At 59.9% G+C, this 19,518-nt stretch carries 16 protein-coding genes and 1 riboswitch; of the genes, 7 read left to right on the top strand and 9 right to left on the bottom strand.

The genetic code is table 11. From position 1 onward, the window contains the following. Positions 1-65: 65 nt before the first annotated feature. Together murI and btuB are read right to left on the bottom strand one after the other, a co-directional pair. The gene (gene murI, locus ACMGGK_RS24610; RefSeq protein ID WP_025921004.1) at positions 66-929 is read right to left on the bottom strand and encodes a glutamate racemase; all 864 of its coding nucleotides are present in this window, start codon (positions 927-929) and stop codon (positions 66-68) included. Continuing rightward, positions 874-2,745, bottom strand: coding sequence for a TonB-dependent vitamin B12 receptor BtuB (btuB, locus tag ACMGGK_RS24605; protein WP_016929730.1), 1,872 nt, complete (start codon positions 2,743-2,745; stop codon positions 874-876). Before btuB ends, murI begins: the two co-directional genes overlap by 56 nt. Before the next feature lie 68 nt (positions 2,746-2,813). Next, positions 2,814-3,027, bottom strand: a riboswitch (cobalamin riboswitch). Between the two features lie 122 nt (positions 3,028-3,149). On the opposite strand from btuB, the gene trmA reads away from it, so the two are divergent. After that, a complete protein-coding gene (gene trmA, locus ACMGGK_RS24600) occupies positions 3,150-4,253 on the top strand; it encodes a tRNA (uridine(54)-C5)-methyltransferase TrmA (RefSeq protein WP_049299579.1) in 1,104 nt (367 codons plus the stop codon). Between the two features lie 34 nt (positions 4,254-4,287). Here the strand turns inward: trmA and ACMGGK_RS24595 are convergent, their stop codons facing one another. Continuing rightward, the gene (locus ACMGGK_RS24595) at positions 4,288-4,659 is read right to left on the bottom strand and encodes a YijD family membrane protein (protein ID WP_004931042.1); all 372 of its coding nucleotides are present in this window, start codon (positions 4,657-4,659) and stop codon (positions 4,288-4,290) included. A 15-nt stretch (positions 4,660-4,674) separates the two neighbouring features. Further along, positions 4,675-5,307 (bottom strand): HTH-type transcriptional repressor FabR, encoded by a 633-nt coding sequence (fabR, locus tag ACMGGK_RS24590; RefSeq protein WP_004931044.1) that lies wholly within the window; start codon positions 5,305-5,307, stop codon positions 4,675-4,677. A gap of 218 nt (positions 5,308-5,525) precedes the next feature. Between fabR and sthA the strand changes: the two genes are divergently transcribed. Next, positions 5,526-6,923, top strand: coding sequence for a Si-specific NAD(P)(+) transhydrogenase (gene sthA, locus ACMGGK_RS24585; RefSeq protein ID WP_420277421.1), 1,398 nt, complete (start codon positions 5,526-5,528; stop codon positions 6,921-6,923). Here sthA and oxyR read toward each other — a convergent pair. Then, positions 6,906-7,823, bottom strand: a complete 918-nt coding sequence (oxyR, locus tag ACMGGK_RS24580; protein ID WP_015379402.1) for a DNA-binding transcriptional regulator OxyR — start codon at positions 7,821-7,823, stop codon at positions 6,906-6,908. The two genes, sthA and oxyR, sit on opposite strands and share 18 nt — an antisense overlap. A 151-nt stretch (positions 7,824-7,974) precedes the next feature. Here oxyR and ACMGGK_RS24575 point away from each other — a divergent pair, with 151 nt between their 5' ends. The 3 genes from ACMGGK_RS24575 (at position 7,975) to ACMGGK_RS24565 (ending at position 10,735) form a co-directional block, all read left to right on the top strand. Next, positions 7,975-8,706 carry a glutathione peroxidase gene (locus ACMGGK_RS24575; RefSeq protein WP_015379403.1) on the top strand — a complete coding sequence of 244 codons (732 nt, stop codon included), beginning with the start codon at positions 7,975-7,977 and terminating at the stop codon, positions 8,704-8,706. 72 nt (positions 8,707-8,778) lie between these two features. Then, on the top strand, positions 8,779-10,227 hold the full coding sequence (locus ACMGGK_RS24570) for a dihydrolipoyl dehydrogenase (RefSeq protein WP_420277419.1): 1,449 nt from the start codon (positions 8,779-8,781) through the stop codon (positions 10,225-10,227). 181 nt (positions 10,228-10,408) lie between these two features. Next, entirely contained in the window at positions 10,409-10,735 is a 327-nt protein-coding gene (locus ACMGGK_RS24565; protein WP_049299577.1) for a type II toxin-antitoxin system HicB family antitoxin, read from the top strand. A 36-nt stretch (positions 10,736-10,771) separates the two neighbouring features. Here the strand turns inward: ACMGGK_RS24565 and argH are convergent, their stop codons facing one another. The 4 genes from argH to argC form a co-directional block, all read right to left on the bottom strand. Further along, positions 10,772-12,145 (bottom strand): argininosuccinate lyase, encoded by a 1,374-nt coding sequence (gene argH, locus ACMGGK_RS24560; RefSeq protein ID WP_016929724.1) that lies wholly within the window; start codon positions 12,143-12,145, stop codon positions 10,772-10,774. Between the two features lie 68 nt (positions 12,146-12,213). Beyond that, a complete protein-coding gene (locus tag ACMGGK_RS24555) occupies positions 12,214-13,434 on the bottom strand; it encodes an argininosuccinate synthase (RefSeq protein WP_004931061.1) in 1,221 nt (406 codons plus the stop codon). Between the two features lie 25 nt (positions 13,435-13,459). After that, a complete protein-coding gene (gene argB, locus ACMGGK_RS24550; RefSeq protein WP_016929723.1) occupies positions 13,460-14,233 on the bottom strand; it encodes an acetylglutamate kinase in 774 nt (257 codons plus the stop codon). 20 nt (positions 14,234-14,253) lie between these two features. Further along, positions 14,254-15,258 (bottom strand): N-acetyl-gamma-glutamyl-phosphate reductase, encoded by a 1,005-nt coding sequence (gene argC / locus ACMGGK_RS24545; RefSeq protein WP_420277417.1) that lies wholly within the window; start codon positions 15,256-15,258, stop codon positions 14,254-14,256. A gap of 216 nt (positions 15,259-15,474) precedes the next feature. Between argC and argE the strand changes: the two genes are divergently transcribed. After that, positions 15,475-16,620 carry an acetylornithine deacetylase gene (argE, locus tag ACMGGK_RS24540; protein WP_015379410.1) on the top strand — a complete coding sequence of 382 codons (1,146 nt, stop codon included), beginning with the start codon at positions 15,475-15,477 and terminating at the stop codon, positions 16,618-16,620. Between the two features lie 257 nt (positions 16,621-16,877). Next, positions 16,878-19,514: a phosphoenolpyruvate carboxylase gene (gene ppc, locus ACMGGK_RS24535; protein ID WP_004931070.1), complete on the top strand. Its 2,637-nt coding sequence runs from the start codon at positions 16,878-16,880 to the stop codon at positions 19,512-19,514. Positions 19,515-19,518 lie beyond the last annotated feature (4 nt).

Here is a 19,518-nt window from a genome sequence, read left to right as displayed (position 1 = left end):
TCGGCAGGCCGCAACCCCTATTTTCAATATTTTTTCCAACCGTTGAATGTTTGACCAAAACACCGTTAAAGCGGCAGTTTTTTCAACGATTTAAAGCCATAGCCCTGCAAAACGGGCAATAAAGCGTCAGTATCTTCATTTAACGCCATGCAATACGCCAGATTCTCTTCCTGGCTCGAGACCAGGTTTTCCTGCGTAGAGATGAGCCAAGCGGTGCGACGGGCAATCGCCGCGCCGGAATCCACCAGCCGAGTGCCTTCCGGCAACACCTGCATCAGCTCTTCAGCTAAAAGAGGGAAATGGGTGCAGCCCAGAACGACCGTATCCGGCGGCTCGCGCATGCTCAGCCACGGATGCAGGATCTTCTTCAGCACCGGCAGCGGTACGGCTTCGCCGTGGAGCTTGGCCTCCGCCAGCTCCACCAGCTCTGAAGAGCCCAGCAGTTCAATCTTGCAGTCGGTGGCGAAACGGGAAATCAGTTCGTGGGTGTAGCTGCGCTGTACGGTGCCGCGGGTCGCCAACAGGCCGACAATGCCGTTGACGGTAAGACGGGCCGCCGGTTTGATGGCGGGCACCACGCCCACGACAGGGAAACTGAAACGCTCGCGCAAGGCCGGCAAGGAAACGGTGCTGGCGGTGTTGCAGGCAATGACGACAATCGCCAGAGGATGACGCTGCTGCACCGCGCCGACAATCTCCAGCACGCGCTCAACGATAAACTCTTCGGACTTCTCGCCGTAGGGGAACGCCACGTTGTCGAACGCATATATATAGTGGAGATCCGGCAGCAACTGCCGAATCTCCTGATACACCGACAGCCCGCCGACGCCGGAATCGAAAACCAGCACCGTCGGGCGAGGTGTGGCGGTGCTGTTAGAAGGTATAGCTTCCAGTGAGGTAGTATTCTCTTCCTGGAGTAGCGTAGCCATAGGCCGTCTCATAATCTTTATCAAACAGGTTGGCAATTCTACCACGAACTGTCAGATGAGATGTGACCGGATACGAAACTGCGAGATCCCACAGGCTCACGCCGCCAAGTTTAACGCTTTGTTCCGGATAGGTACTGTAATCCTTGTCATAACGTTGACCCAGATATTGATAAGTCACCGCCCAGTCAAAGTCATACAGCTGCCAGTCCAGCTCATATTTCACCTGCTGCTTGGCGCGCCGCAGCAGCACTTCATTGGTCTTGGCGTTGCGAGGATCGACATAGTCATAACCAATCTGATGCGTCAACGGGCCGGTATCAAACGAGGCCGTAGCTTCAATCCCTTTGATGGTCGCCTTACCCACGTTGTAATAGACGTAGTTGGTTTCCCCCGTGGAATCGATCAAATTGTCGATGTCGTTGCGATAACCGGAGATGCGCCAGGTCACCGGGCCGGTCAGCCCTTCAAAGCCACCTTCCCACTGCTTGCTTTCTTCCGGTTTCAGATCGGTGTTGTTACCGAAGTTGCCGTATAGCTGGCTCATATTCGGTGCTTTGAACGCCGTGCCATACGACGCGATAAAACGGTATCCCTCGACGAATTCCCAGGCCGCGCTGGTTTGCCAGGTGCCATGCCAGCCAAACTCGGAATGATCGTCACCTCGAACCGCGCCTTCCAGCGTTACCGGGCCAACCAGTTGCTGCGCGGTCAGGTAGATGCCTGCATCACGTTGGCTTTTTTCACCCTTCACGGTGGTGGAATCCGGTTTGATTTTCTGTTGCTGCCAGTCGACGCCAGCGCTTACGGTACCCTGTCCAACCTGCAGCGTATTGCCCCACTGCAGGTTGTACTGTTCGGAATCCACCAGGCTGGCCGAGCTGTCATGCATGCCGAGGCGAGGATCGTAATCGTAATCCTTGCTATGGCTGTAGCTGCCAATCACTTGTGTTGCGTAAATGCCTTCTTTATAGCGCAATCCGGTATCCCAGGTTTGGCTATACAGTTTGCGCGTATCCAGCAGAGGGCTGGTCGGTGAGGAATAATAACTATCATACGCCGTGCGGTTGTCGTAACCATACCCGCGCACAAAACCGCTGACCGATTCGCTGAACTGGTGCTCAAGCGCACCATACAGCGACTTACTCATAAAGCCATCGCGATCCTGCTGGCTTTGCATGCCGGTGCTGCCGTAGGCCACCACGTCATACCCTTTGGTGTAGGTGTAGTCACCCGCCACCGTCGCCACGGTGCTGTCGCCCAACGGCTGTTGAGTCGACGCGTCATAGGATTGATAGCCGTTGGAGCCGACGCCGGCTGAGAGCGTAGTACCGTTCTTTTCACGCGTGGTAATGATGTTGACTACGCCGCCGATGGCGTCGGAACCGTATACCGCCGAACGCGGGCCGCGAATGTATTCGACTTTCTGCACCAGAGAAATCGGGATTTGGCTGAGATCGGAAGAGCCGCTGACGCCCGCCTGATTAAGGCGAATGCCGTCAATTAGCACCAGCACGTGGCTGGAATTGGTGCCGCGAATAAACAGCGAGCTCTTTTGCCCCAACCCGCCGTTTTGGCCAACGTCCACGCCCGGCAAACGGCGCATCACGTCGGTCAGGCTCTTGGCCTGCCAGCGATCGATATCGTTACGGGTGACGACGGAGGTCGGCGCCAATACGGAAGAAACCGGCTGCGGGAAGCGGTTGGCGGTCACCACCAGGTTATCGCCATTCGTGGCTGTGGTGTTGTCTTGCGCCCATCCAGAAAAAGCCGTGACGGAGGAGACCACCGCCAGCAGCGTATTTTTTGTAATTGTCATGAGAAAAGCATCCAAACTTAATTGGCGGATGCCGCAGGATCATGGCCGGTAGTTCGCGACGGCCACGGACATTGCGACGTAACACCGGCAGGTCTTCGGGCTTGGGATTTGCGGGCCGCGGGGCGCGGCCGGCAACGGGCGATGACTTCCCATCCTGCAATGGACAGTGTCTGCGTCGAAACGCTATCGCCGTGACTTCCCCTTACCGCTGCGCGTCAGCTCCGGATTCACACCGGATTCCCTTTTCACTCGCTGCTTGAGGCCGGACGGCAATGCTACGATCAATGCAAATAGATGTCTAGACTGCTATTAATGTTACAAATAATAAACGCGACAAAACTGGACTTCACGGGCTGATTCCCTACAATCCCCGCTGATCAAATTTGCCTGACGAGAAGACACACATGACGCCCGAGAATTTGCCTATTGAACGTTACGATGACCAACTGGCGGAGAAAGTCGCCCGCCTGAAGACGTTGATGTCACCGTTCGCGGCGCCCGAGCCGGAAGTGTTCCGCTCGCCAGTCGACCACTACCGCATGCGCGCCGAGTTCCGCATCTGGCACGACGCGGACGACATGTACCACATCATGTTCGATCAGCAGACCAAGCAGCGTATTCGCGTCGATCAATTCCCGGCCGCCAGCGAACTGATCAACCGCCTGATGAGCGCCCTGATCGCCGCGCTGAAACCGGAGCCGATCCTGCGTCACAAGCTGTTCCAGATCGATTATCTGTCGACGCAAAGCGGTAAAATCATCGCCTCGCTGCTGTACCACCGCAAGCTGGATGAAGCTTGGCAGCAGCGCGCCGAGCAACTGCGCGACGAGCTGCGCGCGCAGGGTTTCGACCTGCAGTTGATCGGCCGGGCGTCGAAGACCAAAATCATGCTCGACCAGGATTATGTTGACGAAGTGCTGACGGTCGCCGGCCGCGATATGATCTATCGCCAGGTGGAAAACAGCTTTACTCAACCCAACGCGGCCATGAACGTACAGATGCTGGAATGGGCGCTAGCGGTCACCGCCGGTTCCAAAGGCGATTTACTGGAGCTGTACTGCGGCAACGGCAACTTCTCGCTGGCGTTGGCGCGCAATTTCGAGCGCGTGCTGGCGACCGAGATCGCCAAGCCGTCGGTGGCGGCGGCGCAGTACAACATCGCCGCCAACCATATCGACAACGTGCAGATCATCCGCATGGCGGCAGAAGACTTCACTCAGGCGATGAACGGAGTACGCGAATTCAACCGGTTGAAAGGCATCGATCTGAGCGGCTACAACTGCGAGACGATTTTCGTCGATCCGCCGCGCAGCGGGCTGGACGCGGAAACGGTGAAGATGGTGCAAGCTTACCCGCGCATTCTGTATATTTCATGCAATCCGGAAACGCTGTGCGCCAACCTGGAAACGCTGCAGGCCACGCACCGGGTCAGCCGCCTGGCGCTGTTCGACCAGTTCCCGTATACCCATCACATGGAATGCGGCGTGTTGCTGGAAAAACACCGCTGATACGACAGGGGCGCCATGATGGCGCCCCGTTTCATTACGGCTCTTGAGTCGGCGCATCCAGCGCCTTGCGCGCCTTCAGCTTGACCCCGATCCACAGCACCAGCGCCACACAGATCACCGACGGCAGGAAGTTGGAGCCGATCTGCGGGTATTCGGCGCGCACGATGGCGCTGTACATCAGCAGCCCCAACAGGAAGCAGGCCGCCGCCAGCTTCGGCATGCCGTCCGGCATGGCGCGGTTCAGGTAACGCTGATGCAGACAGTACACCGCCAGCACCAACGCGATCAGCGGGAAGATCGAAAACGGCACCACCGAGCTGAACAGCGCTGCAAAGGAACCGTTGATCGAAAGGCCGGCAATCAACGCCAGCAGTAAGGTGCCATTTTCACGGCCTGGTTTTTCCATCATTGTTTACCTTTTTTATACGTGGGACACAGAAGCTTTTTCTTGTTCGCGACGATACCAGTAATACGCCCCTTTGGAGATCATCCGCAGCTGCAGCACCAGCCGTTCTTCCAGCTGCTGCCGCTGCTCGACGTCGATATCCAGCGCTTCCGCGCCGGCGCTGAACACGATGGTGACCATCGCTTCCGCCTGCGCTTCGGTAAAGCTGCGCGGCATGTGGTTTTCCAACTCGAGGTAGTCCGCCAGTTCGGCGATGAAATGCTGGATCTCGCGCGCCACCGCCGCACGAAATGCCGCCGACGTGCCGGAGCGCTCGCGCAGCAGCAGGCGGAAGGCGTTCGGGTTGTTGCCGATAAATTCCATAAAGGTGGACACCGAGGTGCGGATCACGCTGCCGCCCTTGGCGATGCGTTGGCGCGCCTGGCGCATCAACTGACGCAGCATCAGGCCGCTTTCATCCACCATGGTCAGCCCCAGCTCATCCACGTCGCGGAAATGGCGGTAAAACGACGTGGGCGCGATGCCCGCCTCGCGTGAAACTTCCCGCAGGCTCAGGCTGGCGAAACTGCGTTCGGCGCTCAGCTGGCTGAATGCGGCTTCGATCAGGGAACGACGAGTCCGTTCTTTTTGTTGTGCTCTGACGCCCATATGCATATCCGGATAGGTTCCATTCTCTCAGTCTAACGCCCTAGACTCGGCAATATAGCAAATTTTATTGCAACAGCATTTATACTAACGCGCTCTATCACACTTCCGCCCTGAGCCGATTGTGCTTTGACTCAAAAAGCCTAATGGTGATTGGGTGAGCAGCGCTATGATGTTAAGATACCGTTGTAATCTTGTATAAAAAAACAGGTCTCTCCTACATGCAACAGCACTATCAATTTGATGCCATTGTGATTGGCTCGGGCCCTGGTGGTGAAGGTGCCGCCATGGGGCTGGTGAAACAGGGCGCCCGCGTGGCCGTTATCGAACGGTACAACAACGTAGGCGGCGGATGTACCCACTGGGGCACCATCCCTTCCAAAGCCCTCCGCCACGCCGTCAGCCGCATTATCGAATTCAACCAGAACACGCTTTACAACAACTCGCGCACGCTCAGCGCGACCTTCCCTGACATTTTACGCCACGCCGATAACGTCATCAGCCAGCAGACCCGCATGCGCCAAGGGTTTTATGAGCGGAACCAGTGCAAACTGTTCGCCGGCGACGCACGCTTCATCGACGCCAACACCGTCAGCGTCAGCTACATGGACGGCACCCAGGACACCATCCGCGCCGACCACATCGTGATCGCCTGCGGCTCGCGCCCTTACCATCCGGCCAGCGTCGATTTCAATCACCCGCGCATCTACGACAGCGACTCCATTCTCGAGCTGAGCCATGAACCGCGCCACGTGATCATTTACGGCGCCGGGGTGATCGGCTGTGAATATGCGTCTATCTTCCGCGGTCTGAACGTCAAGGTGGATCTGATCAACACCCGCGATCGCCTGCTGGCGTTCCTCGATCAAGAGATGTCGGATTCGCTCTCTTATCACTTCTGGAACAACGGCGTGGTGATCCGCCACAACGAAGAATTCGAGAAGATCGAAGGCACCGAAGACGGCGTGATCGTGCACCTGAAGTCCGGCAAGAAGGTGAAAGCGGACTGCCTGCTGTACGCCAACGGCCGTACCGGCAACACCGATTCGTTGGGGTTGGAGAACGTCGGTCTGGAGTCGGACAGCCGCGGGTTGCTGAAGGTGAACAGCATGTATCAAACCGCGCTGTCGCACATCTACGCGGTCGGTGACGTGATCGGCTATCCGAGCCTGGCTTCCGCCGCCTACGATCAGGGCCGCATCGCCGCCCAGGCGATCGCTTCCGGCGAAGCCAGCGGCCATCTAATCGAAGATATCCCGACCGGCATCTACACCATTCCGGAAATCAGCTCCGTCGGCAAAACCGAGCAGGAACTGACGGCGATGAAAGTGCCGTATGAAGTGGGCCGCGCCCAGTTCAAGCATCTGGCGCGCGCGCAGATCGCCGGGATGAACGTCGGCAGTCTGAAGATCCTGTTCCATCGCGACACCCTGCAGATCCTCGGGATCCACTGCTTCGGCGAGCGTGCGGCGGAGATCATCCACATCGGTCAGGCGATCATGGAACAGAAAGGTGAAGGCAATACTATCGAGTATTTCGTTAATACGACCTTCAACTATCCGACCATGGCCGAAGCCTACCGGGTGGCGGCGCTTAACGGCTTAAACCGCCTGTTTTAACGCGCTGTCGATGTAGCCCTGCATGTGCTCGCGGATCGCTTCGGCCAACTGCTCATAACGGCTGCGCAGTGGGGAACCGGGGCGATATACCAACGCGATGGTGCGCTTCGGTTCCGGCTTGTAGCAATCCAGATAGCACACGCCGTCGCGTTCGCGCTGCGGCGGCACCGCCAGTGACGGCAGCAGGGTAATGCCGCTGCCGGCAGCGACCATATTGCGCAACGTTTCCAGACTGGTGGCGCGGAAGTGAGTATCTTCGTCTGCGCCCGCCTGGAAGCAGAAGCCCATCGCCTGATCGCGCAGGCAGTGGCCATCTTCCAGCATCAGCAGCTTCTCTCCCGCCAAATCCGGCATCGCCACGCGCTCGCGCTGCGCCCACGGGTGATCGGAATACACCGCCAGCTTCATCGGTTCATCGAACAGAGGCACTTCGATAAACGCCTCGGTTTCCTTCACCAACGCCAGAATGGCGCAGTCCAGTTTGCCGCTGTCGAGTTGCGCCAGCAGTTGGTGGGTTTGCGCTTCGTGCAGGTACATTTCCAGTTTCGGGAAGGTTTTGTGCAGTGTCGGTATGATCTGCGGCAGCAGATAAGGCCCCACGGTCGGGATCAGGCCGATGTGCAGCGGCCCGGACATGGCTTCGCCCTGCTGGCTGGCCATCTCCTTCAACACTTTCACTTCGCGCAGCACGGTACGCGCCTGCTCCACCAGCAACAGACCCGCCTGGGTGAACAGCACCTTGCGGCTGGTGCGCTCGAGCAGCATGACGCCCAACTCGTCTTCCAGCTTGCGGATCTGCCCGCTCAGCGTGGGTTGGCTTACATGGCATGAATCGGCCGCGCGGCGGAAGTGCCGGTGCTCGGCCAAGGCGACCAGATACTCTAAATCACGAATATTCATTGTTTCCCTCCATTCCATGATAGCTCATGGCGATAGATAAGATAGCAATGAGCGATTAGATCTATCAAGCCCCAGCGACAATAATGTGTCCCAACGAAGCGATATCGCGCTAAATGCTAAAAATTACTTTTCCTAATTAAGGGGTTAATCAATGTTTACCAGTCAAGAAGGCAAGAAAGTTCCTCAGGTTACTTTCCACACCCGTCAGGGCGACCAATGGATTGATGTGACCACTGATGACCTGTTCAAAAACAAAACCGTCATTGTTTTCTCGCTGCCGGGCGCGTTCACGCCGACCTGTTCTTCGAGCCACCTGCCGCGCTACAACGAACTGTCCAGCGTATTCAAGCAGCACGGCGTCGACAGCATTCTTTGCGTCTCCGTGAACGACACCTTCGTCATGAACGCCTGGAAAGCTGACCAACATGCGGAAAACATCACCTTCGTACCGGACGGCAACGGTGAATTCACCAAAGGCATGAACATGCTGGTCGAGAAAGCGGATCTGGGCTTTGGCCCTCGCTCATGGCGCTACTCGATGCTGGTACGCAACGGCGTGGTCGAGAAAATGTTTGTCGAGCCGAACAAGCCGGGCGACCCGTTTGAAGTGTCCGACGCCGACACCATGCTGAAATACCTGGCGCCGGAATTCAAAGTGCAGGAATCGGTCTCTCTGTTCACCAAACCGGGCTGCCCATTCTGCGCCAAAGCCAAGCAGATGCTGCAAGAGCGTGGCATTCAGTATGAAGAGATCGTGCTGGGCAAAGACGCCACCACCGTCAGCCTGCGCGCCGTCAGCGGCCGCGCCACGGTGCCGCAAGTATTCATCGGCGGTCGTCACATCGGCGGCAGCGACGATCTGGAAACCTTCCTGTCAGCTTAATAAGTAATAACAAAGCCAACGTGAACTTTGGCGGGCTACGGCCCGCCCTTTTTTTACCTTTCAGGAGCGGATATGAAACTGTTGAACGTTGATGTCGCGGTCATCGGCGGCGGCACCGCAGGGCTCGGCGCCTACCGCGCGGCCAAACTGTCTACCCCCAGCGTGGTGATGATTGAAGGCGGGCCTTATGGCACCACCTGTGCGCGCGTTGGCTGCATGCCATCCAAATTATTGATCGCCGCCGCCGAAGCGGTGCATCAAATCGAACGTGCACCGGGCTTTGGCGTGCACCCAACCGGCAAAACGCGCATTGATGGGCGCGAGGTGATGGCGCGCGTCAAACGCGAACGCGACCGTTTCGTCGGCTTCGTGCTGGAAGGCGTGGACGAGATCCCGGCCGGCGACAAAATTCAGGGCTATGCCCGCTTTATCGACGACAACACGCTGCAGGTCGATGACCATACGCGCATCGTGGCACAGCGTATCGTGATCGCCACTGGTTCCCGCCCCAGCTGGCCGGCGCCGTGGAACGAACTGGGCGATCGCCTGATCGTCAACGACGACGTGTTCAACTGGGATGACTTGCCGCAATCCGTAGCGGTATTCGGCCCCGGCGTCATCGGGCTGGAGCTGGGGCAAGCGCTGCACCGCCTCGGCGTCGACACCAAGGTATTCGGCATCGGCGGCGCCGTCGGGCCGCTGACCGACAGCGCCGTGCGCGATTACGCTGCGAAGGCGCTGGGGGAAGAGTTCTACCTCGACGCCGACGTGAAAGTGGAGATGATGCAGCGCGAAGGCGACCGCGTATTTATCCGCTATCAGGATCTGCAGGGCCAACCGCAGGAGATCCTGGTGGACTACGTGCTGGCCGCCACCGGCCGCCGCCCCAACGTCGATCGGTTAGGCCTCGAAAATACCGGCTTGCAGCTCGACGCCCGAGGCGTGCCGCTGGCCGACCGCCTGACGATGCAAACCAGCGTGTCGCATATTTTCATTGCCGGCGACGCCAGCAACCAACTACCGCTGCTGCACGAGGCCAGCGATCAGGCGCGCATCGCCGGCGCCAACGCCGGCAGCTTCCCGGAGATCAATCCGGGTCTGCGCCGCAGCGCGATTTCGGTGGTGTTCTCCGATCCGCAGATCGCCATGGTCGGCTCAACCTTCCGCGAGCTGAGCGAGAAGTTCAGCGCCTGCGGCTGCTTTGAAGTGGGCAACGTCTCGTTTGAGAATCAGGGCCGCTCGCGGGTGATGCTGCGCAACAAAGGCATTCTGCACGTCTACGGCGAGCAAGGCACCGGCCGTTTCCTCGGCGCGGAAATGATCGGCCCGGACGCCGAACACATCGCGCACCTGCTGGCCTGGGCGCACCAGCAGCAGATGACCGTCGATCAGATGCTGGACATGCCGTTCTATCATCCGGTGATCGAAGAAGGCTTGCGCACCGCGCTGCGCGACCTGCAGGCGAAGCTCAAACTCGGCACGGCCGAAATCGAGCGCTGCCAGCGCTGCCCGGGCGAGTAACCTCTTATTCTCCGTTCATCCCCACCGGGCCTTCAGGCCCGGTTTTTTGCGCAGCACTTTCCACAATTTCCTCCCTCCTCTTGCCTCACGGCCCTCCTACGCTCATTTTTTATGCGTCGACATTGAAATGATACCAATAGCGATACTAAAATGAAGAAAGGAGCCAAAATGGAGGAAGAACATGGAAAGGCATGAACACTATACCTATCGCATCACCTGGTCAGCGCAAGACCGTGAATATGTCGGGCTGTGCGCCGAATTCCCCTCGTTGTCCTGGCTGGCCGCCACGCGTACCGGCGCATTGGAGGGTATCGAGAAAGTGGTGAGCGAAACGATCGCCGACATGCTGGCGCAAGGCGAAACGCCGCCGCAGGCGTTGGCGGAGAAAAATTTCAGCGGCAAACTGGTGCTGCGCATGACGCCGGAACAGCATCGCCGGCTGGCGATCGGCGCGATGGAAGAAGGCGTGAGCCTGAACCGTTATCTCTGCGCACGCCTGGCGGGGTAAAGGTTCAAGGGCGGCGCCAGGCCGCCCTTGTCGTCGTCAAGCCAAACGCTGTTTCGCTGCGGCGATTGCCGCCGCGACCTGCTGCGGCGCGACGCCGCCTTTGGCCGCACGCTTGTCCAGGCAGGATTGCAACGCCAGGATCGGATAGACGTCGTCGCCGATCGTCGCGCTGAACTGCTGCAAATCCGCCAGCGGCAGCGCTTCCAGCGGTTTGCCTTGGCGAATCGCTTCTACCACCGCCTCACCGACGATATGGTGCGCTTCGCGGAACGGCACGCCTTTGGCGACCAAGTAGTCCGCCAGCTCGGTGGCATTCGCATAACCCTGCTCCGCCGCTTCCCGGCAGCGCGGGCGCTTCACCTGAATGCCGTCCAGCACCAGCGCCGCCATCTGCAGGCAGTCCATCCAGGTGTCGAGCGCGTCGAACAGCCCTTCTTTGTCTTCCTGCATGTCTTTGTTGTACGCCAGCGGCAGGCCTTTCAGCGTCATCATCATGCCGGTCAGCGCGCCCTGTACGCGGCCGCACTTGCCGCGGATCAGCTCCAGCGCGTCCGGGTTTTTCTTCTGCGGCATCAGCGAAGAGCCGGAGGTCACGCGGTCAGACAGCTCGACAAACGCCGCCTCGCCGCTGTTGAAGAAGATCAGATCTTCGGCGAAGCGCGACAGGTGAACCATGCTGATGGCGGCGTTGGACAGCAGCTCCAGCACGTGATCACGATCGGAGACGCTGTCCAGGCTGTTGCGGGTCGCCGAGGCGAAGCCCAGCCAGCCGGCCAGCTGCTCGCGATCGATAGGATAAGCGGTGCCGGCCAGCGCGCCGCTGCCCAGCGGGCTGACGTCCAGCCGTTTCAGGGTATCCTGCAGACGGCTCTCATCGCGCGCCAGCATCTCGACATAGGCCAGGCACCAGTGCGCGAAAGTCACCGGCTGCGCGCGTTGCAGGTGGGTATACCCCGGCATCACCGCATCCTGATTGGCTTCGGCGGTCTCCACCAGCGCCTGCTGCAGTTGGACGATCGCCTGATGCAGATCGCCGATCTGCTGTTTGCACCACAGCTTCAGATCGGTCGCGACCTGATCGTTGCGGCTGCGGCCGGTGTGCAGCTTCTTGCCCAAGTCGCCGACCTTCTCGATCAGCTTCTGCTCTACCCAGCTGTGGATGTCTTCCGCATCGCTTTGGACGATCGCCAAAGGATCGGCCTGGACTTCCTTCAGTAACGCATTCAGCGCCTGCTCCAGCTGCTGTTGCTCCGCTGCGGTCAACACGTTAACGGTCACCAGCGCCTTCGACCAGGCCACCGAGCCCACGATATCCTGCTCCGCCAGGCGATAATCGAACCGCAGCGAATCATTGAGTTGTTTGAACCGCTGATCCGCCGCCTGAGTGAACCGTCCGCCCCAAAGTGCCATATCTTACTCCTGAATTTTTATGCGAAAGGGCGCAGCATGCTGCGCCCTTGCAGAGTCACGCCAATCGATTATTTATTCTTTTTCTCGTTCAACGCGCGAATGCGTGAAGACAGAGAGAACAGACGGATAAAGCCGCCCGCGTGGCTGTGATCGTAAACTTCGTCTTCGCCGAAGGTGGCGAACTCTTCGGAGTACAGGCTGTTGGCGGATTTTTTCTGGGTCGCCGTCACCTGGCCTTTGTACAGCTGCAGCACCACTTCACCGTTCACCTCTTCAGCCAATGCTTCGGCAGAGGCCTGCAGCGAGCGGCGCAGCGGCGCGAACCAGCGGCCGTCGTACACCACATAGGACATCTCCAGGCCCAGCTGCTCGCGCCATTTGAAGCTGTCGCGATCCAGCACCAGCTGCTCGATGGCGCGCAGCGCCGCCACCATGATGGTGCCCCCCGGGGTTTCATAGCAGCCGCGGGATTTGATGCCCACCAGACGGTTTTCCACGATGTCGATACGGCCGACGCCGTGCTTGGCGCCCAGCGCGTTCAGGGTTTCCAGGCACTGGTACGGCGACAGCGCTTTACCGTTAACCGCCACGACGCGGCCTTTCTCGACGGTAACGGTCACCTGCTCAGGCTGGTCCGGCGCTTCCTGCGGATCGACGGTCCATACCCAGCAATCCTTATTTGGCGCGTTCCACGGGCTTTCCAGCACGCCGCCTTCGGTGGAGATGTGCCAGGCGTTCTCATCGCGGCTGTAGATTTTCTCCAGCGATGCGGTGGTCGGGATATTGCGCTCTTTCAGGTAATCCAGCAGCGCTTCACGGGAACGCAGGTTCCACTCACGCCACGGCGCCACCACTTTCAACTGCGGCGCCAGCGCGGTGTAGGTGGTTTCGAAACGCACCTGATCGTTGCCTTTACCGGTTGCGCCGTGGCACAGCGCGTCGGCGCCCACTTTCAACGCCAGCTCGACCTGCGCCTTGGCGATGATCGGCCGCGCCATCGAGGTGCCCAGCAGGTAGCTGCCCTCGTACAGGGCGCCGGTCTGCAGCACCGGATAAACGTAATCGCGGATAAATTCTTCACGCAGATCGACCACGTGGCATTCAGAGGCACCGGACTGCAGGGCTTTTTGCTCCACGCCTTCCAGATCGCTGCGCTCCTGGCCGATGTCCGCCACGAACGCCACCACTTCACAGCCGCCGTAGTTCTCTTTCAGCCATGGAATGATGGCCGAGGTATCCAGGCCGCCGGAGTACGCCAGAACGATTTTTTTGATGCCTTGGTTTTGCATGATCTATTCCTTTCTAATTCTAAAATTAAGCGAGGATCCGGGTGCCAATCGACACGCCGTTAAACAAAGCAGGAAGCTGATCGGCATGGCGCCAGCTGGCGATATCCACCGGGCGGCCGAGGGTGCGGGCGGCGTCGAGCGCCGCATTCACCTTCACCACCATACCATCGGTGATGATGCCTTGCGCGATCAGTTGTTCCGCTTTTTGTGCCGTCATTTCCGCAATGCGTTGCCCCTTGCCGTCGAGGATGCCGCTGACGTCCGACAGCAGGATCAGATCCGCCCCCAGCGTCGCAGCCAGCGCCGTCGCCGCCTGATCGGCGTTCACGTTCATTAACTGCCCTTCGGCGGTGATGCCGATGGAGCTGATAACCGGCAGGTAGCCGGCGCCCAGCAGGGTATTGAGCAGCGCGGGCGAGCCGGGCTGCGCGTTGCCGACGTGGCCCAATGCCGGATCGAGCGGGGTCACGACCGCGCTGCCGCCGTCCGCCAGGCTCAGGCCGACGGCGTTGATTTGGTGTTTAATCGCCCACGCCAGCAGCGTTTTGTTGGCGGTGCCGGCCAGCGCGCCGGTGATGATGTCGATCTGATCGGCCGGCGTGACCCGCAGGCCGTTCTTTTTCACCACCGGCAAAGCGAGCTGCTTCATCAGTTCGTCCACCACGCAGCCGCCGCCGTGGACGATCACCAACGGGCGCTGGTGCTGCTGCCGATAGCTGTCCAACGCGGTAAACAGACGCTCCAGCGCTTCTTCACTGTCTAATAACACGCCACCTAACTTGATAATTAACGGGTTCATTGCTGTTTACTCACGCTGGTTTAAAGGAGTGATTGGGTTTCCGGGAAGCCGAAACGGATATTCAGGCATTGCACCGCCTGCGCCGCCGCGCCTTTCAGCAGGTTGTCTTCCGCCGCCACGGCGATCAGATGCTCGCCCTGCACCGCAAAGCCGATGTCGCAGAACGGCAGCCCCACCACCGCTTTCAGCGCCGGCACGCCCTGGTCGTACAACCGCACCAGCGGCTTGTCGTCATACGCGGCGTGATAGGCGGCGGCCACGTCCTGCGCGGTCACGCCGGCTTTCAGGCGGCAGGTGATGGTTTCAAGGATGCCGCGCGGGAAGTTGCCCAGATGCGGCGTAAAGATAACCGGCACGCCCAGGTGCGCGGCGATCTCCGGCTGGTGCCGGTGAGTGAAAATGCCGTACGGCTGCAGGCTCACTTCGCAGAAACTGGTGGTCATGCTGGCCTTGCGCCCGGCGCCGCTGACGCCGCTGGTGGCGTTGATCACCGGCCACTGATCCAGATTCAGCAACTGTTTTTCGATTAACGGTTTCAGCGCCAGCTGCGCCGCCGTCGGGTAACAGCCCGGCACGGCGATCAGCTGCGCCTGTTTGATCTTGTCGCTCTGCCACTCCGCCAGGCCGTACACCGCCTGCTCCAGCAGGGCGCCATGCTGATGTTCGAAACCGTAATACTGGCTATAGAAACCGGCATCCTGCACGCGGAAGGCGCCGGACAGATCGAACACCACGCAGCCTGCCGCCAGGAAGGCCGGTGCGATATCGTGGCTGACTGCATGAGCGGTGGCGAGGAACACCACGTCGATGCCCTGCGCCGCCTTGGCGACGTCGGTCAACGGCTGCAGCGGCAGATCGACGATGCCTTTCAACTGGGGATGGAGATCGGAAAGCAACTTTCCTGCATCTGCACTTTGCGCTGAAACCGCTAAAGCGGTTATGTTCATGTGTGGGTGGCGATTCAGGTAAGCCGTGAGCTCCGCTCCGGCGTAACCGCTGGCACCAACGATCAGCGTATTCAACATGTGGCCTTTCACCTTCTAAACTGACGTGCGGTCGCTTGCGACCCAGGTAACAGGGCTAGCCAGCGTTGTTGCGCCGTTCACCCACGGAGCCAGGCGTTGATGCTTTTATAAACATCCGGGTATCGGGTTCCCTTACGCTTCGGCTTACTGTATTTTTATTCAAAATAAATGCATGAATATTGATACTATCCTAACCAAAGGCTGTCAACAGTGAAGATGAAATTACCTCCATTTATTGAGCTGTACCGGGCGTTGATCGCCACTCCGTCGATCAGCGCCACCGATGCCGGCCTCGATCAGAGCAATGAGGCGTTAATCAACTTGCTGGCCGGATGGTTTGCCGACCTGGGCTTTCGCGTCGACGTACAGCCGGTGCCGGAATCGCGCCACAAATTCAACCTGCTGGCCAGCATCGGCGAAGGCAGCGGCGGCCTGCTGCTGGCCGGCCACACCGATACGGTGCCTTACGACGAAGGCCGCTGGACGCGCGATCCCTTCACCCTGACCGAGCACGACAACAAGCTCTACGGGCTGGGCACCGCCGACATGAAAGGCTTCTTCGCCTTTATTCTGGACGCGGTGCGCGACATCGACGCGAGCAAACTGACCAAGCCGCTGTACATTCTGGCGACCGCAGATGAAGAAACGACGATGGCCGGCGCACGTTATTTCGCCGCCTCCACCGCCATTCGGCCGGATTTCGCCATCATCGGCGAACCGACCTCGCTGCAGCCGGTGCGCGCGCACAAGGGCCACATGGCCAACGCCATTCGCATCGTCGGCCAGTCCGGCCACTCCAGCGATCCGGCGCGCGGCGTCAACGCCATCGATCTGATGCACGAATCCATCGGCCGCCTGATGGAGCTGCGCAAAACCCTGCAGGAGCGCTACAACAACCCGGCGTTCGCCGTGCCTTATCCCACCATGAACTTCGGCCATATCAGCGGCGGCGACGCGGCCAACCGCATCTGCGCCTGCTGCGAGCTGCACCTGGACATCCGCCCGCTGCCCGGCATGACGCTCGACAACATTAACGAACTGATGCATCAGGCGCTGGAGCCGGTGAGCCAACGCTGGCCGGGCCGCCTGACCATCGAAGAGCTGCATGCGTCGGTGCCGGGCTACGAGTGCCCGACCGACCACCGCATGGTGGCGGTGATCGAGGAGCTGCTGGGCACCCGCACGCAGGTGGTCAACTACTGCACCGAAGCGCCGTTCGTGCAACAGGTATGCCCGACCCTGGTGCTCGGCCCCGGCTCCATCGATCAGGCCCACCAGCCGGACGAGTACATCGACACCGCGTTTATCGAACCGACGCGCAAACTGTTGGGTCAGCTGGTCAATCACTTTTGCCGGCAATAAACCCGACATTTAACAGGGGAAATGCTTTATGCTTCCCCTAACTCAAAATAAGTAGAAAACGGCGAAATAAGCCGTGCTGATAACCGACGCGCCGTAATTAAATTTCAGAAAATGCGCCGATTTTGATGTTTTTTTGCTAAAAATAGTGTCAATTGACGATTGGACAGGAACGCGATGTGATCAGGCAGGCGGTCTGCGCCTGACGCGTGAAATTTATTTACAAGATAAAAATCATACAGAACTGGGTCAGGGGTTATATGAACGAACAATATTCGGCAATGCGCAGTAATGTCAGTATGCTCGGCAAATTGCTCGGCGATACCATCAAAGAAGCGCTGGGTGAGCATATTCTCGATCGCGTTGAGACCATCCGTAAGCTTTCCAAATCCTCACGCGCCGGCAACGAAGCGCATCGCCAGGAGCTGCTCTCCACCCTGCAGAACTTGTCCAACGACGAGCTGCTGCCGGTGGCGCGCGCCTTCAGCCAGTTCCTCAACCTGACCAACGTCGCCGAGCAGTACCACAGCATTTCGCCCAACGGCGAGGCCGCCAGCAATCCGGAAGCGCTGGCTCAACTGTTCAGCCGTCTCAAAGACAAAAAGCTCAGCGACAAAGAGCTGCAGCACGCGGTATCGCAACTCTCCATCGAGCTGGTGCTGACGGCGCACCCGACGGAGATCACCCGCCGCACCCTGATCCACAAGCTGGTGGAGGTCAACACCTGCCTCAGCCAGCTCGATCACAACGATCTGGCCGACTACGAGCGCAACAAGATCATGCGCCGCCTGCGTCAGCTGGTGGCCCAGTCGTGGCACACCGATGAAATTCGCAAACACCGCCCTTCCCCGATCGACGAAGCCAAATGGGGCTTTGCGGTGGTGGAAAACAGCCTGTGGGAAGGCGTGCCGGCGTTCCTGCGCGAATTCAACGAACAGCTAGAAAACTCCATCGATTACAGCCTGCCGGTGGAAGCGGTGCCGGTGCGCTTTACCTCCTGGATGGGCGGCGATCGCGACGGCAACCCGAACGTGACCGCCGAAATTACCCGCCATGTGCTGCTGCTCAGCCGCTGGAAAGCCTGCGACCTGTTCACCCGCGATATCCAGGTGCTGGTCTCTGAGCTGTCGATGACCGAATGCACCCCGGAGCTGCGCGCCCGCGCCGGCGGCGATGAGGTGCAGGAGCCGTACCGCGAAATCATGAAGCAGCTGCGCAGCCAGCTGATGAGTTCCCAAGCTTATCTTGAAGGCCGCCTGAAGGGCGAGCGCGTGCTGAAACCGCACGACCTGCTGGTGAACAACGAGCAGCTGTGGGAGCCGCTGTATGCCTGCTACCAGTCGCTGCAGGCCTGCGGCATGGGCATCATCGCCAACGGTCAACTGCTGGATACCCTGCGCCGCGTGCGCTGCTTCGGCGTGCCGCTGGTGCGCATCGACGTGCGTCAGGAGAGCACCCGCCATACCGAAGCCATCGCCGAGCTGACCCGCTATCTGGGGCTGGGCGACTATGAAAGCTGGTCGGAAGCCGATAAACAGGCGTTCCTGATCCGCGAGCTGAACTCCAAACGCCCGCTGGTGCCGCTGAAATGGCAACCGAGCGCCGACACGCAGGAAGTGCTGGAAACCTGCCGGGTGATCGCCGAAGCGCCGCAGGGCTCGATCGCCGCCTATGTGATTTCGATGGCGCGCACGCCTTCCGACGTGCTGGCGGTGCACCTGCTGCTGAAAGAGGCCGGCTGCCCGTTCGCGCTGCCGGTCGCCCCGCTGTTCGAAACCCTCGACGACCTGAACAACGCCGACGACGTGATGACCCAGTTGCTGAACATCGACTGGTATCGCGGCTTCATCCAGGGCAAACAGATGGTGATGATCGGCTATTCCGACTCGGCGAAAGACGCCGGCGTGATGGCCGCTTCCTGGGCGCAGTACCGCGCGCAGGACGCGCTGATCAAAACCTGTGAAAAGGCCGGCGTGGCGCTGACGCTGTTCCACGGCCGCGGCGGTTCCATCGGCCGCGGCGGCGCTCCGGCGCATGCGGCGCTGCTGTCGCAGCCGCCGGGCAGCCTGAAGGGCGGCCTGCGCGTCACCGAACAGGGCGAGATGATCCGCTTCAAGTTCGGCCTGCCGGAAGTCACCATCAGCAGCCTGGCGCTGTATGCCGGCGCGATCCTCGAGGCCAACCTGCTGCCGCCGCCGGAACCGAAGAAAGAATGGCGGGCGCTGATGGACGACCTGTCCGAGACCTCCTGCCGGATGTATCGCGGCTACGTGCGTGAAAACCCGGACTTCGTGCCTTACTTCCGCGCGGCCACGCCGGAGCTGGAGCTGGGCAAACTGCCGCTGGGCTCACGCCCGGCCAAGCGCAAGCCGAACGGCGGCGTGGAGAGCCTGCGCGCCATTCCGTGGATTTTCGCCTGGACGCAGAACCGCCTGATGCTGCCGGCCTGGCTCGGCGCCGGCGCCGGATTGCAGGAAGCGGTGAAAGCCGGCAAACAGGCGGAGCTGGAGGCGATGTGCCGCGACTGGCCATTCTTCTCCACCCGTATCGCCATGCTGGAAATGGTGTTCGCCAAGGCCGACCTGTGGCTGGCGGAATACTACGATCAGCGCCTGGTGGATAAATCGCTGTGGCCGCTGGGCCAACAGCTGCGCGATCAGCTGGAAAGCGACATCAAGGTGGTGCTGACCATCGCCAACGATGCGCACCTGATGGAAGACCTGCCGTGGATCGCCGAATCCATCGCACTGCGCAACGTTTATACCGACCCGTTGAACGTCTTGCAGGCCGAATTGCTGCACCGTTCGCGCCAGCAGGAGCAGCCGGACGCCCGCGTAGAGCAGGCTCTGATGGTCACCATCGCCGGCGTCGCCGCCGGGATGCGCAACACCGGCTAGTGCG

Source organism: Serratia sp. BNK-33-b, from assembly GCF_048684565.1.
Lineage (GTDB): Bacteria > Pseudomonadota > Gammaproteobacteria > Enterobacterales > Enterobacteriaceae > Serratia > Serratia marcescens.
Note: the sequence above shows the minus strand (reverse complement) of the source record. Positions and strands in the feature narration are given on the sequence as shown.

What these genes read in the sequence shown, in the direction of transcription:
- murI (WP_025921004.1), bottom strand. Translation starts at nt 929, where the DNA reads ATGGCTACGCTACTCCAGGAAGAGAATACTACCTCACTGGAAGCTATA.
- btuB (WP_016929730.1), bottom strand. Translation starts at nt 2,745, where the DNA reads ATGACAATTACAAAAAATACGCTGCTGGCGGTGGTCTCCTCCGTCACG.
- trmA (WP_049299579.1), top strand. Translation starts at nt 3,150, where the DNA reads ATGACGCCCGAGAATTTGCCTATTGAACGTTACGATGACCAACTGGCG.
- ACMGGK_RS24595 (WP_004931042.1), bottom strand. Translation starts at nt 4,659, where the DNA reads ATGGAAAAACCAGGCCGTGAAAATGGCACCTTACTGCTGGCGTTGATT.
- fabR (WP_004931044.1), bottom strand. Translation starts at nt 5,307, where the DNA reads ATGGGCGTCAGAGCACAACAAAAAGAACGGACTCGTCGTTCCCTGATC.
- sthA (WP_420277421.1), top strand. Translation starts at nt 5,526, where the DNA reads ATGCAACAGCACTATCAATTTGATGCCATTGTGATTGGCTCGGGCCCT.
- oxyR (WP_015379402.1), bottom strand. Translation starts at nt 7,823, where the DNA reads ATGAATATTCGTGATTTAGAGTATCTGGTCGCCTTGGCCGAGCACCGG.
- ACMGGK_RS24575 (WP_015379403.1), top strand. Translation starts at nt 7,975, where the DNA reads ATGTTTACCAGTCAAGAAGGCAAGAAAGTTCCTCAGGTTACTTTCCAC.
- ACMGGK_RS24570 (WP_420277419.1), top strand. Translation starts at nt 8,779, where the DNA reads ATGAAACTGTTGAACGTTGATGTCGCGGTCATCGGCGGCGGCACCGCA.
- ACMGGK_RS24565 (WP_049299577.1), top strand. Translation starts at nt 10,409, where the DNA reads ATGGAAAGGCATGAACACTATACCTATCGCATCACCTGGTCAGCGCAA.
- argH (WP_016929724.1), bottom strand. Translation starts at nt 12,145, where the DNA reads ATGGCACTTTGGGGCGGACGGTTCACTCAGGCGGCGGATCAGCGGTTC.
- ACMGGK_RS24555 (WP_004931061.1), bottom strand. Translation starts at nt 13,434, where the DNA reads ATGCAAAACCAAGGCATCAAAAAAATCGTTCTGGCGTACTCCGGCGGC.
- argB (WP_016929723.1), bottom strand. Translation starts at nt 14,233, where the DNA reads ATGAACCCGTTAATTATCAAGTTAGGTGGCGTGTTATTAGACAGTGAA.
- argC (WP_420277417.1), bottom strand. Translation starts at nt 15,258, where the DNA reads ATGTTGAATACGCTGATCGTTGGTGCCAGCGGTTACGCCGGAGCGGAG.
- argE (WP_015379410.1), top strand. Translation starts at nt 15,475, where the DNA reads ATGAAATTACCTCCATTTATTGAGCTGTACCGGGCGTTGATCGCCACT.
- ppc (WP_004931070.1), top strand. Translation starts at nt 16,878, where the DNA reads ATGAACGAACAATATTCGGCAATGCGCAGTAATGTCAGTATGCTCGGC.